Annotated in this window: 15 protein-coding genes and 1 pseudogene; 10 read left to right on the forward strand and 6 right to left on the reverse strand. The window is 69.3% G+C overall.

Annotation, left to right across the window (positions count from 1 at the left end; translation table 11 throughout):
- Positions 1-95: 95 nt before the first annotated feature.
- Entirely contained in the window at positions 96-713 is a 618-nt protein-coding gene (locus APZ21_RS06240) for a class I SAM-dependent methyltransferase (RefSeq protein ID WP_054812265.1), read from the forward strand.
- 10 nt (positions 714-723) lie between these two features.
- On the opposite strand, the gene dnaE is transcribed toward APZ21_RS06240, so the two are convergent.
- Complete coding sequence (gene dnaE / locus APZ21_RS06245) at positions 724-4,269, reverse strand: DNA polymerase III subunit alpha (protein WP_082392880.1); 3,546 nt, start codon at positions 4,267-4,269, stop codon at positions 724-726.
- Between the two features lie 185 nt (positions 4,270-4,454).
- Between dnaE and APZ21_RS32775 the strand changes: the two are divergent.
- The 3 genes and pseudogenes from APZ21_RS32775 to APZ21_RS33760 all read left to right on the forward strand — a co-directional run.
- Positions 4,455-4,760 (forward strand): annotated as a pseudogene (locus APZ21_RS32775) (histidine kinase); the annotation flags it as partial.
- Between the two features lie 155 nt (positions 4,761-4,915).
- Positions 4,916-7,189, forward strand: coding sequence for a CocE/NonD family hydrolase (locus APZ21_RS35445; RefSeq protein WP_239476507.1), 2,274 nt, complete (start codon positions 4,916-4,918; stop codon positions 7,187-7,189).
- The gene (locus tag APZ21_RS33760) at positions 7,186-7,341 is read left to right on the forward strand and encodes a hypothetical protein (RefSeq protein WP_156370763.1); all 156 of its coding nucleotides are present in this window, start codon (positions 7,186-7,188) and stop codon (positions 7,339-7,341) included. The genes APZ21_RS35445 and APZ21_RS33760 overlap by 4 nt, the downstream gene beginning before the upstream one ends.
- 45 nt (positions 7,342-7,386) lie before the next feature.
- Here the strand turns inward: APZ21_RS33760 and APZ21_RS06265 are convergent, their stop codons facing one another.
- Positions 7,387-8,160 carry a maleylpyruvate isomerase family mycothiol-dependent enzyme gene (locus APZ21_RS06265; protein WP_239476508.1) on the reverse strand — a complete coding sequence of 258 codons (774 nt, stop codon included), beginning with the start codon at positions 8,158-8,160 and terminating at the stop codon, positions 7,387-7,389.
- Between the two features lie 179 nt (positions 8,161-8,339).
- Between APZ21_RS06265 and APZ21_RS06270 the strand changes: the two genes are divergently transcribed.
- Genes APZ21_RS06270 through APZ21_RS06280 form a run of 3 tightly spaced genes read left to right on the forward strand, consistent with a single transcriptional unit; the run spans position 8,340 to position 10,016 of the window.
- The gene (locus tag APZ21_RS06270; protein ID WP_054812267.1) at positions 8,340-8,999 is read left to right on the forward strand and encodes a hypothetical protein; all 660 of its coding nucleotides are present in this window, start codon (positions 8,340-8,342) and stop codon (positions 8,997-8,999) included.
- The gene (locus tag APZ21_RS06275; RefSeq protein ID WP_054812268.1) at positions 8,989-9,552 is read left to right on the forward strand and encodes a DUF6529 family protein; all 564 of its coding nucleotides are present in this window, start codon (positions 8,989-8,991) and stop codon (positions 9,550-9,552) included. The genes APZ21_RS06270 and APZ21_RS06275 overlap by 11 nt, the downstream gene beginning before the upstream one ends.
- 14 nt (positions 9,553-9,566) lie before the next feature.
- Entirely contained in the window at positions 9,567-10,016 is a 450-nt protein-coding gene (locus APZ21_RS06280) for a Rieske (2Fe-2S) protein (RefSeq protein WP_054812269.1), read from the forward strand.
- A gap of 44 nt (positions 10,017-10,060) precedes the next feature.
- Here APZ21_RS06280 and APZ21_RS06285 read toward each other — a convergent pair whose 3' ends face one another.
- The 3 genes from APZ21_RS06285 to APZ21_RS06295 form a co-directional block, all read right to left on the reverse strand.
- Positions 10,061-10,528, reverse strand: coding sequence for a VOC family protein (locus tag APZ21_RS06285; protein ID WP_054812270.1), 468 nt, complete (start codon positions 10,526-10,528; stop codon positions 10,061-10,063).
- Between the two features lie 82 nt (positions 10,529-10,610).
- Positions 10,611-11,330: a hypothetical protein gene (locus tag APZ21_RS06290; protein WP_239476509.1), complete on the reverse strand. Its 720-nt coding sequence runs from the start codon at positions 11,328-11,330 to the stop codon at positions 10,611-10,613.
- Positions 11,327-12,268, reverse strand: a complete 942-nt coding sequence (locus tag APZ21_RS06295) for a hypothetical protein (RefSeq protein WP_239476511.1) — start codon at positions 12,266-12,268, stop codon at positions 11,327-11,329. The genes APZ21_RS06290 and APZ21_RS06295 overlap by 4 nt, the downstream gene beginning before the upstream one ends.
- 135 nt (positions 12,269-12,403) lie before the next feature.
- Between APZ21_RS06295 and lspA the strand changes: the two genes are divergently transcribed.
- From lspA to APZ21_RS06310, 3 genes are read left to right on the forward strand one after another with little or no spacing between them, the layout of a single operon-like run.
- Positions 12,404-13,126 (forward strand): signal peptidase II, encoded by a 723-nt coding sequence (lspA, locus tag APZ21_RS06300; protein ID WP_082392882.1) that lies wholly within the window; start codon positions 12,404-12,406, stop codon positions 13,124-13,126.
- A complete protein-coding gene (locus tag APZ21_RS06305) occupies positions 13,123-14,049 on the forward strand; it encodes an RluA family pseudouridine synthase (protein WP_054812272.1) in 927 nt (308 codons plus the stop codon). The genes lspA and APZ21_RS06305 overlap by 4 nt, the downstream gene beginning before the upstream one ends.
- Positions 14,042-14,833: a hypothetical protein gene (locus APZ21_RS06310; RefSeq protein WP_239476510.1), complete on the forward strand. Its 792-nt coding sequence runs from the start codon at positions 14,042-14,044 to the stop codon at positions 14,831-14,833. The genes APZ21_RS06305 and APZ21_RS06310 overlap by 8 nt, the downstream gene beginning before the upstream one ends.
- A 167-nt stretch (positions 14,834-15,000) precedes the next feature.
- On the opposite strand, the gene APZ21_RS33765 is transcribed toward APZ21_RS06310, so the two are convergent.
- Entirely contained in the window at positions 15,001-15,144 is a 144-nt protein-coding gene (locus APZ21_RS33765; protein ID WP_156370765.1) for a hypothetical protein, read from the reverse strand.
- Positions 15,145-15,344 lie beyond the last annotated feature (200 nt).

Raw genomic sequence — 15,344 nt, forward strand, 5'->3', positions numbered from 1 at the left:
TCACGCGTGTGTCCAGGTACGCGAGATTCCGCACGTCGGCCCGCGATATCGATCGTGTCCGTGCGTTTGCCGCCGGATGCTGACACAGTGGTGAGATGAGTTTCTACGGAGATCGAGTGGTGCCGCGCCTGGTCAATGTCGTGTGCGGCATGCGGGCCAACGATCGGCAGCGCGAGCGGGTCTGCGCCGGGCTGCGCGGACGAGTGGTGGAGATCGGGTTCGGTTCAGGTCTGAACGTTCCCTTCTACCCCGGAACCGTGGACTCGGTCAGCGCGGTCGAACCGGCCGATCTCGGCTGGCGCCTCGCGAGCGACCGGCTCGCCGCGGCCCGGGTCCCGGTGGAGCGCGCGGGTCTGGACGGCCAATCCCTGCCGTTCGACGACGGAAGCTTCGACACCGCGCTGTCCACGTGGACGCTGTGCACCATCCCCGATGTCGCCGCGGCGCTCGGCGAGGTGCGCCGGGTCCTGAAACCCGGCGGCACACTGCATTTCGTCGAGCACGGCCTCGCGCCCGACGCCTCGGTTCAGGTGTGGCAGCATCGGCTCAACCCCGTCCAGAAGGCCGTCGCGGGCGGCTGTCACCTCGACCGCGACATCCGCGGCATCGTCGAGGCGGCCGGTTTCGAGATACGCGACCTCGACGTCTTCTACGCCGAGGAGACGCCGAAGGTCTTCGGCGCACTGTCCCTCGGCGTGGCCGCCTCCGCCTGACCGGGCTTGCTCAGACCCCCAGGCATCCCGGGCCGAGCAGCGCCTTCAGATCGCCCATGAGGGCCGAGGACGGTGACACCCGCAGACTGTCGTCGAGTTTGAGCAGTGTGGTCTTGTCGCGCGCGCCGACATGGCGCACGTGTACGTCGGAGGTGCCCGGATGCCGGGACAGCACGCGCTTGAGCTCACCGATCTTGTCGGGGGTGCACATGCGGGTGGTGACGGTGACCGCGAGCGGTTTGGCGACACCGATGGTCGACAGGTCGGGGACGACGAGATCGTTGGCGATCAGCGAGATCCGGTCGTCGCGTACCGAGACCCTGGCCTTGACCAGCACCACCGCGTCCTCGACCACGTCCATGCCGTAGACCTGATAGGACTGCGGGAAGAACAGCACCTCCACGCCACCGGTCAGATCCTCGAGCTGCGCCGATGCCCAGGCCAGTCCGTTCTTGTTGATGCGCCGGTTCACCGAGGCCAGGATGCCGCCGACGGTGACCTGCGCGCCGTCCTTGACATCGCCTTCCAGGATCGCGGGAATCTGCGTGTCGACCTGGGAGGCCAGGACGTGCTCGACGCCGTTGAGCGGATGCCCGGAGACGTAGAGGCCGAGCATCTCCCGTTCGAGGGCGAGTTTGTGCTTGCTCTCCCACTCCTCGTCGGGCACCGCGACATTGAACACCGAGGACACCGACTCGTCGGCGTCCATACCGCCGAACAGGTCGAACTGCCCGATCGCCTCGGCCTTCTTGGTGGTCATCACCGCGTCGATGGCATCGGAGTGGATGAGCAGCAGACCCTTGCGCGGATGCCCGAGCGAATCGAAGGCGCCCGCCTTGATGAGGGATTCGGTGACCTTCTTGGTGCAGGCGACGGCGTCGATCTTGTTCAGATAATCCGAGAAATCGGTGAACTTCGACTTGTCCTTGCGCGCCTCGATGATCGAGGCAACGACATTGGTGCCGACATTGCGCACCGCGCCGAGTCCGAAGCGGACATCCTTGCCGACCGAGGTGAAGTTCAACTCGGATTCGTTGACATCCGGCGGCATGACCGTGACGCCGAGCCTGCGGCAGTCCGACAGGTAGACCGCGGCCTTGTCCTTGTCGTCGCCGACGCTGGTGAGCAGGGCGGCCATGTATTCGGCCGGATAGTTCGCCTTGAAATAGGCGGTCCAGTAGGAGACCAGGCCGTAGGCGGCGGCGTGCGATTTGTTGAACGCGTATCCGGCGAACGGGAGAATCGTGTCCCACAGCGCCTTGATGGCGTCCTTGGAATATCCGTTGGCCCGCATACCGGCTTCGAAGCCCTCGAACTCCGCGGCCAGCACCTCGGCCTTCTTCTTACCCATCGCGCGGCGCAGGATATCGGCTCGACCGAGCGAATATCCGGCCACCTTCTGCGCGACGTGCATGATCTGTTCCTGGTAGACGATCAGACCGTAGGTCTCGCCGAGGATCTCCTTCAGTGGCTCGGCCAATTCCGGGTGGATCGGCTTGACCTCTTGGCGACCGTTCTTGCGGTCGGCGTAATCGTTGTGCGCGTTCATGCCCATCGGGCCGGGGCGGTACAGCGCGCCGACGGCCACGATGTCCTCGAAGGCGGTGGGCTGCATGCGGCGCAGCAGATCGCGCATGGGGCCACCGTCGAGCTGGAACACGCCGAGGGTGTCGCCGCGGGCCAACAGGGCGTAGGTGGCCGGATCGGTGAGCGGCAGGGTGTCGAGGTCCACGTCGACGCCGCGGTTGAGCTTGGCGTTGTCGATCGCGTCACCGAGCACGGTCAGGTTGCGCAGACCGAGGAAGTCCATCTTGAGCAGGCCGATGTCCTCGCAGGAGGGATAGTCCCAGCCTGTGATGATCGCGCCGTCCTGCGGACGTTTCCACACCGGGATCGCGTCGGTGAGCGGTTCGGAGGACATGATCACCGCGCAGGCGTGCACGCCCGCGTTGCGGATCAGACCCTCCAGGCCGCGCGCCGTCTCGTAGATCTTGGCGATATCCGGGTTGGTGTTGATGAGTTCGCGGACCTCGGCGGCTTCCTTGTACCGCTCGTGATCGGGATCGGTGATACCGGAGACCGAGATGTCCTTGGCCATGATCGGCGGCGGCAGCGCCTTGGTGATCTGGTCGGCGATGGCGAATCCGGGCTGGCCGAACAGCACGCGCGCGGAATCCTTGATCGCGGCCTTGGTCTTGATGGTGCCGAAGGTGATGACCTGGGCGACCTTGTCGGCGCCCCACTGCTCGGTGGCGTAGCGCACCATCTCGCCGCGGCGGCGATCGTCGAAGTCGATATCGATATCGGGCATCGAGACGCGCTCGGGATTGAGGAAGCGCTCGAACAGCAGACCGTGCGGTATCGGGTCGATATTGGTGATGTTCAGCGCGTAGGCCACCAGCGAACCGGCGGCCGAGCCGCGGCCGGGACCCACCCGGATACCCACCTCGCGTGCGTGTTTGATGAGATCGCCGACGACGAGGAAGTACGCGGGAAAGCCCATCTCCAGAATGACGCCGATCTCGTACTCGGCGCGCGCGGCGTACTCCCGTGGGACACCATCGGGGAAGCGGCGATCGAGTCCGCGGGCGACCTCCTTGCGCAACCAACTCGCCTCGGTCTCACCCTCGGGCACCGGGAAGACCGGCATCCGGTCGCGGTGGGCCCACACTTCGGCGTAGGACTGCACCCGCTCGCCGATGGAGACGGTGTTGTCGCACGCGCCGGGAACCTCGGCGTCCCAGATGGCGCGCATCTCCTCGGCGGACTTGAGGTAGTAGCCGTCGCCGTCGAATTTGAAGCGGGTGGGGTCGCTGAGGGTCTTACCGGTCTGAATGCACAGCAGCGCTTCGTGATTGGTGGCCTGGTCCTTGGTGACGTAATGGCAGTCGTTGGTGGCCAGCGGCGGGATGCCCAACTTCTTGCTGATATCGAGCAGACCCTCACGGACCCGGCGTTCGATGGACAGACCGTGGTCCATCACCTCGAGGAAGAAATTCTCGGGTCCGAAGATCTCCTGCCATTTGGCGGCGGCCTCGAGCGCCTCACGTTCGTGTCCGAGGCGAAGGCGGGTCTGGACCTCACCGGAGGGACAGCCGGTGGTGGCGATGATGCCTTCGGAGTACTGGGCGATGATCTCCTCGTCCATGCGCGCCCACTTGCCGAGCTGACCCTCGATGGAGGCCAGGCTCGACAGTTTGAACAAATTGCGCAGACCGGTCGCGGTCTCGGCGACCATCGTCATATGGGTGTAGGCGCCCGAACCCGAGACGTCGTCGCCCTTCTGGCTGGGATCGCCCCATTGCACGCGCTTGGTGTCGAACCGCGAACCCGGCGCGATGTACGCCTCGATGCCGATGATCGGCTTCATATCGGCCTTCTCGGCGGAGCGGTAGAACTCGGCCGCACCGTACATGTTGCCGTGGTCCGTCATTCCGACCGCGTTCATCCCCAGTCGTTTCGCCTCCGCGAACATGGGCGAAATCTTCGCCGCACCGTCGAGCATGGAGTACTCGGTGTGGTTGTGCAGGTGAACGAACGATCCGGACGAGGCCAAGACGGTCCTTCCTCCCAAGGTTCAGACGGGGGTTGGCCTAGCGATTCTAGGCACGCCCCTCCGACAACTTCAGGAAGGCTCGCGCGCCGCTCCCGGGCGGCCCAGGAGGCTTCGGCGTGTCGGTGGCGAAGATCACCGGCGCGTCGGGTAATGCGACGTGCGCGATAATCGCCGGATGACGACAGCGCACGCTGATCGCGCAACCGCTGCTCATCGAGAACGGCGGGGTGGCCGGTGTACTCGGGATCGTGACGGCCGGACGGCCGGGACCGGGCCGGCTCGGGGCGGTCGCCGAGGTCGCGCGATACGTGTGCGGTCAGGTGGAACTGGCCGAACTCGACGCCTCGCGCGCGCGACTCGACCGCGCCGAGGTACGCGCGCTGCGGGCTCGGATCAGCCCGCATTTCATCTACAACGCGCTCAACACCATTGCCTCGTTCGTGCGCACCGATCCCGACCGCGCCCGCGAATTGATCCTGGAATTCGCCGATTCCCCGCCACCGTGCAACGCGGCGCCCGCTGAGCGGCCCGGATTTGCGCGAGATGTCGGTAGCCGATTGCTATCGTCACTGGTGTCCGTGGGCCGTCAGGGCGAGTCGGAGGAGCTCGAGTGGTGCCGAAATGTGGTTCGGGCAGGACTTTTCGCGTGACACTCGCGGCCGCGGCCGCCGTGCTCGCCGTCGTCGGACTGTCGGTCGGCGCGACCAGAACCGACGCCCCCGATCTTGCGGTGGCCTCGGTGGAACAGTGGACCGCCCTGCACGACGGGCCGCAGCCCTACGGCGATATCCGCATCGACTCCGATGTGCCGATCACCATGAGCGACGGCGTCGTGCTCAAGGCCAACGTGTACCGGCCGGTCGATGAATCCGGCGCCGCGGTGAACACACCGCTGCCGACCATCGTCACCATGACGCCCTATACCAAACTGATGGCGAACCTGATCGAATCGGCGACCTCGCTGCCCCTGCTCCAGCGGCTCAGCGTCGAACTCGCCCAGCAGATCAATCTGTCGGGCACGCCGATCAGCGGATTCGGCGACCTGCTGCACGCGCTCGACGGCGGCACCGTGCCGACCGTCCTCGGCGTCGACCGCGAACTGGTGCGCAGCGGCTACAGCCTGGTGGTGGTCGACGTGCGCGGCACCGGATTCTCCCAGGGCGCGTGGGACACCCTCGGCGAGCGCGAACAACTCGACACCCGCGAGGTCGTCGAGTGGGCCGCCCGCCTGCCCTTCTCCAACGGGGTGGTCGGCATGAGCGGCGGCTCCTACGCGGGCATCAATCAACTCCGCGCCGCCGAGAACGCGCCCGCGCCGCTGAAGGCCATCTTCCCGGTGGTGCCCGGCAGCGATCTCATCCGCGACGTGGTCGCGCCCGGCGGCGGACTCGGCGTGACCTTCCTTCCGCTGTGGCTCAATTCGGTGAACCGGTCGAAGATGATTCCCGACGTGTCCGCCATGCTGCGCGGCGAATTCGACTGGGCCTGGCTGCACGAGCGGATGTCGGACCCGCTGACCAATTACGATCTGCTGTTCCAGGCGCTGTCGACGACCTCGCTCGATGACGTGCCGCCCACCCTGGCGGCGGCGCTCGACGAGAACAGCGAATTCCGACGAGGCATGCTCGGACATCCTGAGCGAATCACCGTGCCGACCTTCGTCTACGGCGGCTGGCACGACATCTTCGCCAACAGCGCCACCAAGATCTACAACGCCATCCCCCTCGAGGCGGCGTCCGCGCCGCCCGCACCCCCCGCGCCCGCGATCGCCGCGACCACCGGCGACGGACCCGAGGGTCCCGCATCCGCGTCCGCACCCGCACCGCAGGCCGAGCCCGCCGCACCCGCACCGCAGGCCGAGCCGGCCGCACCCGCACCGCAGGCCGAACCCGCCGCACCCGCCGCCGTCCGCCCGCCCGCGGCGAACGTCGCCGCACCCGGGCCGACGAATCCGCCGCCGACCGTTGGCAGCGCCCGCGTCCCCGCCGGGCAGGCCATGAAGAAGCTGGTCATCGGCGACACCTACCACGCCAATCCCGGCGCGGGCACCGGCGCGCCCGGCGCGCCGCCGCGACTGGATGTACTGCAACGGGTCTGGATGGACTACTGGCTCAAGGGAATCGACAACGGCGTCGACGAATTCGGTCCGGTGGTGGTCCGGGAACAGGGCGGGGACTGGGTCACCATGCCCGCCTTCCCGCGGCCGGACGTCACCCATCGCCGCGTCTACCTCACCCCCGAGCCGAGCGGCAGCACTCGCGACAGCGTGCACGACGGGTCGCTGAGCGCGCAGCCGCCGCGATCGGCCGAATCGCTCACCGTCACCCCGGGACTGTCCACCGTCTGCTCCCGCGACGCCGCGCAGGGATCGGCGGGCCTGCTGGCCTTCCTCGACATCTGCGCCAAGGATTCCCGTATCGCCGAACGCAATGCCCTGACCTTCACCAGCGCGCCGGTCACCGCTCCCACGGTGATCTCCGGCCCGATCAACGCCCACCTCGTCGCCGTGCACGAGGCCGCCGACGGCTACTGGAGCGTCACGGTCAACGACGTCGCCCCCGACGGCGCCTCGACCGTGCTGAGCACGGGCCAACTCACCGCCTCGCTGCGTGCGGTCGACGAGGCCGCCAGCACCCGATCGGCCAATGGGGACTACACCGCGCCGTACAACCCGATCACCGCGGGGAGCCACCAACCGGTCGTCCCCGGTGAACCCGTCGCCCTCGACATCGCCGTCATCCCCACCCAGGCGGTGCTGCGACCCGGACATCGGCTGCGCGTCGACGTCTTCGCGGGCAACGCGCCCAAGGCGCTGGCCTTCCGGCCGATGCTGGAGGCGACCGAACTCAAACCGCAGCATCTGGCCCTCGACCCGGCCGCGCCCAGTTTCCTGAACCTGCCCACGGATCGGCCGCTGTGAAGCGGGTCATCGCCTACTCCACCTCGATTCTCGTATTCGCGGCAGCGGTTCAGTACGGTCACGCCGACGACCGCTCCGGTGTCGCAGTGATCATCGCGGTACTCGCGGCACTGGTGGTGTTGGAGATCGCCGTGCGGATCCGCCCCCGGTAACCGCGGCCGGGCGGCTCGCACCGCGTCGACTCACGACGCTTCGACTCAGAACGGCGTGTGCTCGAGCCAATGGGCGAGTACGGCGGTGTCGCCGTGGATGTCGAGACCGGGATCATCGGCGGGGATGCGGCGCAGCAGCGCGAGCAACAGGGCGACCGCGGTGCCGCGCACGGCGACCGATCCCTTGTCGTGTCCGTGCTCCCACTCGATGGACGCCCCCTCCGGGCGGATGGTCCATTCGCCGTCGGTGCCGAGATCGGGGTCGGTGGCGTGCAGGTGCATGGTCGCGCCGTCGGGCAGTGCGATGACCTGTCGGGTCCGCAATGCCTCGGTGAGCACGTCGAGCCATTCGGAGATGCCGTCCGAGGCCAGTGCGGGGCTCAGATCCACGGTGCGGCCGAGGCCGATCAGGACGTCGGCGCGGTGCACGGTCGCCTCGTGCAGGCGGCGGCGGATCCACCAATCGGCGCGGCGGGCGGGGCCGAACGGGATCCAGATCGGCACCTCGGCGCCGGTGGCGTCGACGGCGTCGAGAACCGCGACGGCGCTCTCGGACAGCCACCGGGCGGCGTCCTCGGCGTCCTTGGGCATAGCGCCCTCGGGCACGGCGCGGAAGTCGAGCGGTCCGGTCGCACGGTCGGCGATCATGGCGGCGGCCCAGCGGTGGCCGCGCCCGACGTGGGTGCCGAGATTGGCCAGCGACCAGCCGGGACAGGCGGGGATCGGGGTCGCGGGATCGGCGGTGCGCATCAGTTCGGCCAACGCGTCGGTTTCGGCGGTCAACGCCGCACGGTGGACTGCCGTGATAGGAGTGGTCACGCGTCCAGGCTAGGCATCCCGACACGAGAGGGACACGCCGACGGAAAAAATGTCGAAACCTCGATTGAACCGCCACTTCCCCTGTGCCGTTGACAATTCGACATGCGATACGGACCCGACCGAGGTTCCGTACATCGCCCGGCCGGATACCGATGACGGCCGACCATCGAGGAGTACCCATGAAACGTCTAGGACCGTGGCTCACGCTCGCCGCGGTGGCCGTACTCGGCCTCGCCCTGCTCGTCGTCAACATATCCGAGGAGACCGAGCCGGCCGCCGCACCGACCACCGCGGCATCGACCACCGCCGCACCGGGAGCCACCGCGGCGCCGGTCACGCCCACCGACACCGCGCCGACCGGATTCCCGGCCAAGGCCGACTACGTCGGCACGATAGCGCGACGCTCCGGCGGCGCGCTCACCCTGGAGATCACCATCGACGGTGACAAGGCCGTCGCGTACGCCTGCGACGGCGGCGCCGTCGAGACCTGGCTCCAGGGCACCGCGGCCAACGGCACACTGCGGCTGACCGGCAAGAACGGCGCCGAACTCGACGGCGCGCCCGCGGGCGGCGGTGTGCGCGGCACCCTCGCGGCGGGCGACGGTCGGTGGGAATTCACCGCCGCGCCGGTCGCACCGCCCGCCGGACTCTACGTCTACACCGACAACGGTGTGCGCCAGAGCTGGATCGTCGACTCCTCCGGCCGGGTCACCGGCGTGCAGCGCGCCGCCGACGGAACCACTTCGCCCGCACCGCTTCTCGCACCCGACGCCACCGCGACGGTCGGTGGGAAGAAGGTCACGGCCACCAAGGTCGGCGGTGGTGACAGTGTCGGCTGACAACACCGCGGCCCGCCCGGCCGCGCCGGCACTGGCGATCGCCGTCTCGGTGCTGACCGGCGCCGCCGTCGCGGTCCTGCTCGGCGTATACGCCAAGACCCACGATCCGCGCTTCTTCTCCGTCAACGTGGCGGGCTTCTCCGGTCCGACCGCGGTCAAGACCTGGCTGGCCACGGCGGCCACCGCGCTCGCACTGTGCCAACTCGTCTCGGCGGCGGCCATGTACGGGCGGATCCCGGGTCTGGCGGGCGCACGCTGGACCGGTCCCGCGCACGTGTGGGCGGGGCGGCTGGCGGTGCTGGTCAGCGTGCCGGTGGCGGTGCACTGCCTCTACGCGCTCGGCTTCCAGGACTACGAACCGCGGGTGCTGTGGCATTCGCTGTTCGGCTGCTTCTTCTACGGCGCCTTCGTGACCAAGATGCTGCTGCTCACCCGCAAAGGTCTACCGGGCTGGACGCTGCCGCTCGCGGGCGGACTCGTCCTCACCGGACTCGTTGGCATCTGGCTCACCTCGGCGCTGTGGTTCTTCGATAACAATGGCATCACCTTCTGAACGGAGCACATTCCATGACAAATGAGATCGACCGCCGCACCGTCGTCGTCGGCGCCGCCGGCGTGGTGGCCGCGGCCGCGGCGCTGACCGCCTGCTCGACCTACGGCGACAACGCCCCGGCCCCCGCGCCCACCACCGGCACGGCGACGCCGACCGGCTCCGGCGGCCAGCGGCCCGCCGCCGCGACCGAGGCCATCGCCAAGACCGCCGACATACCGGTCGGCGGCGGCGTGATCGTCGGGACCATGGTGGTGACCCAGCCGACCGCGGGAGTGTTCGCGGGCTTCGACAGCACCTGCCCGCACGCGGGCTGCAAGGTCAACGCGGTGTCCAACGGCACCATCAACTGCCCGTGCCACGGCAGCAAGTTCGGACTCGACGGCGCCGTGGTCGCCGGGCCCGCCAAGAGTCCGCTCGCCCCGAAGCAGATTCGCGTCGAAGGGGATTCGGTGGTAGGCGGCTGATCTCCGTCTTCCGTTCGGCGAGCCCGACCCGCTCGCCGAACGGGTCAGGCGTCGCCGAACAGTTCGGCCATGCGCCGGTCCATCTCCTCCGGCGGCACATCCTCGACATGGGTGGCGACCGTCCAGCGATGACCCCACGGGTCCTCGAACGCGCCGCTGCGATCACCGTAGAACTGGAGGGTCAGCGGCGACAGCTCACGTGCCCCGCCCGCCAGCGCCGCCGCGAAGGAGGCGTCCACGTCGGGCACGTAGACGTACAAGTTCACGGGCGTGCCGCCGACCGACTTGGGGTCGAGGAATTCCATTTCGGGCGCCGGGTCACCCAGCATGAGCACCGACCCGCCGAGCAGCAGTTCGCAGTGGGCGATCTTGCCGTCGGGCCGCGGCATGCGCATGCGTTCGGTGGCACCGAACACGGTCTTGTAGAAGTCGGCGGCGGCGGCGGCCCCGTCCACCGCCAAACCCGGTGACAGCACCGGATATCCGTCGGGAATCGGTTTGACATCGGACATAGGGGTCCTCCGATCGAGGCGATCTCAGCTATCGGCCGCTTTCGAGCCTATTCCTCCGACGCCGGGGATCGGCGATTATCGGCTACGGTGTGGCCGGGGCGCTCAGACGCCGGACCTGGGCCGCGGTGACATCCTCCAACACGCCCGGATCGACCGATTCCGGCGCGGTCACCGAGACCTGTACCAGGGTATTGCCCACCTGCACCAACCCGACCAGCGACACCAGCGTGAAGCCCTCGCTGGTCAGCCGCAACTGGTAGGCGGTGGAGGCGTCGCCGACCGAGGGTTGCGCCAACCCTCCGAGCCTGTAGTCGATCGAGGTCTCGTCCGCATCGGTACCCGAGTATTTTCCGCACCGGCGCAGGACCGACTGGAAATCGGCGAAGGCGGACGGCAGTTTGTCGTTCGAATAGGTCGCGGCATCGATATCGATACTGGAGAAATTCGGCCCGTTGAACGCGACAGCGCTTCGGGTCGACGCGTCCGGGCGCTGCCGGGCCAGCGGCTGCAATATCCGGCCGCATTCGGCGGGTTCGGTGTGCGCCTGACCGGCCGTCGCGCTCGAAGCCGGATCCGAGGCCGCCGCCTGCACCATGCCCGCGGGCAGGTCGCCGTCGTCGAGCAGCCGCTCGCGCAGGGTCGTCGCCTCGGTGATCGGCGCGCCCGTCGTCGGCGCCGCGGCCACCACCGGTCCCAGCGGCGGCAGGCCGGCCGCGTCCGCCGCTGTCGTATCCGACGATCCGCATCCGCTCAGCACCGCGGCGCTCACCGCGGCGAGCAGCGCGCCCCCCGTTCGGCTCACTCGGTCCACGAGACCTGCGTGGTGATCGTCTGCTGGAGGTTGCTCGCGCTGCGCGGATCGCGGTATGCCTGATGTCCGCCGACCGTGATCGCGCCCGACACCGGAAGCGGCAGGCCGAGATCGACGGTGATGGTGCCCGTGCCCTCCATGGTGTAGTCGTCGATGTCGAGGGTGCCCGCGCCGTTGGGCAGCGTCCACACCGCCGCCTTCGGCTTCTGCACGACGTGCAGAGCGATGGTCAGCCGGTCGCCGTCGACGCCGGTGAGGGTCGCCGTGGTGACCTGGTCGAGCGCGACGCCGCCGTCCACCTCCTGGTGCACCGTCCACACCGCGCCCTCGCCGATCGGCTGCTCCGGGAACATGATCGAGCGGTAGACCGCTTGGTAGAAGGCCTGTTCGAGCGCGGCGCGCGCGTTGTTGGAGGTCTCAGGGGCGGGCGCAATCCGCATGGCGGTGATGGCGCCGTCGTCGCTGAAGTCGAATCCGGCGTGCGAACCGCCCGCGGCGGTGAGCGCCTTGTTCAGCAGCGGATCGGGGGTTGTCACCGTGCCGAGGGTCAGGTCGACACCGTCGACGCCCGCGCTCGCGGTCATCGGAATCGTCAGCGCCGGTGTCGAGAAGTCGCGCGCCGGTTGGTCGTTGATCTGCTGTTCGATCCTGTGGTCGGTCCGCAGCGTGACCCGCTGGAGGGTGCCCGCGCTGTAGCGTGGCCGCAGCAGGGCCCGCGGTTCGGCGCCCGGGGACACCACTGTCGCGACCGCGGCCGAGATCGGCACGGTCACTTCCTTGCCGATGCCGAGCGGCTCGGTGCCGTCGACGCTGACCGCCGCGTCGGAGTCGTCACCGCAGCCGACACCGAACGCCGAAAGCCCGAGCGCGAGCATCACCAGTAGTGCGCCCGGCCGCGCGATGCGGGCTATGTGGGGGGAAGACAACACCGTCACAGGCACAGCGTACGACCGCTTCCTGAGTGCAGGCTGGGACATACCGGTCACCGACGGTGAAAGCGGTCATGACATGCCCGCACCGGAGGCGCGGGTCGCGGCCCGATCGCCTCGAGAGATGATGATCGGGTGAGTGAGGACCGGCAACCCGAGGACACCAGCGCCGAGCGCGCGACGCCGCCCGCGCGACCGCGCGGCGAATCATCGGCGCACCGCGAATCCGCCGTGCCCGCGGAACCGGCCGTCGATGGCGACGGGAGCCGCGCGCCGCGGCGGCTGCGGACCCTGCTGCTCGTCGCCGCGCTGCTGTACGGACTCGATCTGCTGACCAAGACCCTCGCCGTCGCGAAACTGACACCGGGCGACCCGGTATCGATCATCGGCGACTTCGCGCGCCTGACCCTGGTGCGCAATCCCGGCGCGGCCTTCTCGATGGCCACCGGGATGACCTGGCTGCTGACGCTGGTCGCCGCGGCGGTGGTCATCGGCGTGATCCGCATCGGCAGCACGCTGCGGTCGCTGTGGTGGGCCGTGGGACTCGGCATGGTGCTCGGCGGCGCGCTCGGCAACCTCACCGACCGGCTGTTCCGCGCGCCCGGGCCATTGCAGGGCCATGTCGTCGACTTCGTGGCGATCGGCTGGTGGCCGGTGTTCAACGTCGCCGACTCGGCGATCGTGTGCGGCGCGATCCTGTTGGTCGCGTTGACCGTCTTCGGGTTCGAGCCCGACGGCACACGGTCGGGACGGCGCGCCGCACCCCCAAGGGCGCGGGCCGATGCCGAGGCACCGGACGAGCCCCCGAATACGAAAGGCGGCGGCACCGAACCCACCGGGCAGGAGAACGCCGCATGAGGGAGACCAGGACAATGCCCGTCCCCGACGGGCTCGACGGTATGCGGGTCGACGCGGGGCTGTCGCGGTTGCTCGGTCTGTCGCGCACCGCCGTCGCGCAACTCGCCTCCGATGGTTCGGTGCAACTCGACGGCGTGGCCGCGGGCAAATCCGACCGGCTCGTCGCGGGCGCGTGGCTCGAGGTCGAGTTCCCGGAGCCGCGGCGCGAACCGACCGTCGACGCGCGGCCGGTGGAGGGCATGAAGATCCTCTACGCCGACGACGACATCGTCGCGGTGGACAAGCCGGTCGGCGTGGCCGCGCACACCGGGGTCGGCTGGTCCGGGCCCACGGTGGTGGGCGGCCTGGCGGCGGCGGGCTACCGCATCTCCACCTCCGGCGCGCACGAACGCCAGGGCATCGTGCACCGGCTGGACGTCGGCACCTCGGGGGTCATGGTGGTCGCGCAGTCCGAGCACGCCTACACGGTGCTCAAGCGAGCCTTCAAGGAGCGCACCGTCGACAAGCGCTATCACGCGCTCGTGCAGGGCCATCCCGATCCGAGCAGCGGGACCATCGACGCGCCCATCGGCCGCGCGCGCGGCAACGACTGGAAGTTCGCGGTCACCGCCGACGGCAGGCCGTCCATCACCCACTACGACACCGTCGAGGCGTTCCAGGCCGCGAGCCTGCTCGACATCCACCTGGAGACCGGGCGCACCCATCAGATCCGGGTGCACTTCTCCGCGATCCGGCACCCCTGCTGCGGTGACCTCACCTACGGCGCCGATCCCCGGCTGGCCGAACGGCTGGGGCTGCAACGCCAATGGCTGCACGCCCGTTCACTCGGGTTCCACCATCCGGCCGACGGCCGCTACCTCGAGATCACCAGCGAATACCCCGACGACCTGAAGCACGCGCTGACCGTACTGCGCGATGCCTGAGCGGTCCGCCGATCCCGAAACGGCGGGCGCGCAGGGCGTTTCCGATGCCGACCGGGAGGCCGCGATCGCCGCGGCGCGCGGGGCCCTCCTCGTGCACGACGGCCTCCTCACACGCGGCATCCCCCGCGCCCTCGGATTCGGTATCGCCGCCGTTGCGATCGTGGTGTGCGCGGCGGTCCTCGGCGCGCTGAATCCCCCTGTGCCGTCGGGTATCTCGACCGACCGCCTCGGCCCGGAGACCGGTGAGCCGGTCGCCGACTACCTCGCCCGTGCCCGGGAGTCGCTGGAAGGCGCCGATACCGGCGACCACTGGGCACTGGTGTCGTTCACCGAAGAGATTCCCGCCGCGCGCATTACGGATATGGCCGGTGGCCTCCGCGTGGCACAGGCGGTCTACCGCGTTCCCGTCCCCGACGTCCGCACCCCCATCGTCGCGGTCCAACTCCCGGCGGGCGACGCCGTGGCCCGGGAATCCGCCACCGCCGCCGCCTGGCAACTGACCGCCGACCTGGAACAGACGACCGTAACCGCCGACGACCGCTACCGCCGCACCCTCACCGTCTCCATCCACCGCCTCCGCGCGGGCTGCGCCTGCGCCGTCGGCCTCGTGGTCCGGGGCGCGCCGCCCCGCCTGAGAACCCTCGCCACCGCCCCCGGTATCCGCGCCGTGCAGGCACTACCGGCCGACGCGGTGGCCGGTTCCTTCGCCGTGGTCCCCCTCCTGCCCAGCCAGCGCACCCTCGCCCTCCCCGATCCCGACACCGCACCGGTACCCGAATTCTGAACGAGGCGCCGCATCGGAGCGCGGTCGGATCACCTGGGTGGCGGGACCGCGCCGCGCACGCCCGGGTTCGCGACGATGCGGACGCGGGTCTGCCGGTCGCACCGCTCATCGGTGCGCGACTCCCGAGCACTCGCCGCCGCCCGCGCCTTCGGCGGGGCATCGGCACGCTAGCCGATGAGCTCGCGCAGCAGCAGGAAACCGATGATGACGCCCGCGAGGACGAAGAATCCGTTGAAATCGTCGGACCGGGCGTAATCGACGGTCGATACCACCACGACGATCGTCAAGATCGTGATCAGAAACCGCTTCACCGTACCCACTCCCGCCCGCGCCGCCGCATCAAGTGTATCCGGTTGCGCCACAAGCGAACTTGGTGTGCCGCCGGTGCTCGCCCGCAATCGGCGAGCGATCCGCTCGCGGCCGCGCCGTCCGCCGGACCGACGCCGCGCTCGACCCGCGGTTAGTACTCCAGCCGTAGTTCGTGACCAGGCCGACGGCCTGGTCACGATGG

Origin of the sequence: Nocardia arizonensis, from assembly GCF_001310275.1 — a bacterium.
GTDB classification, from domain to species: domain Bacteria; phylum Actinomycetota; class Actinomycetes; order Mycobacteriales; family Mycobacteriaceae; genus Nocardia; species Nocardia arizonensis.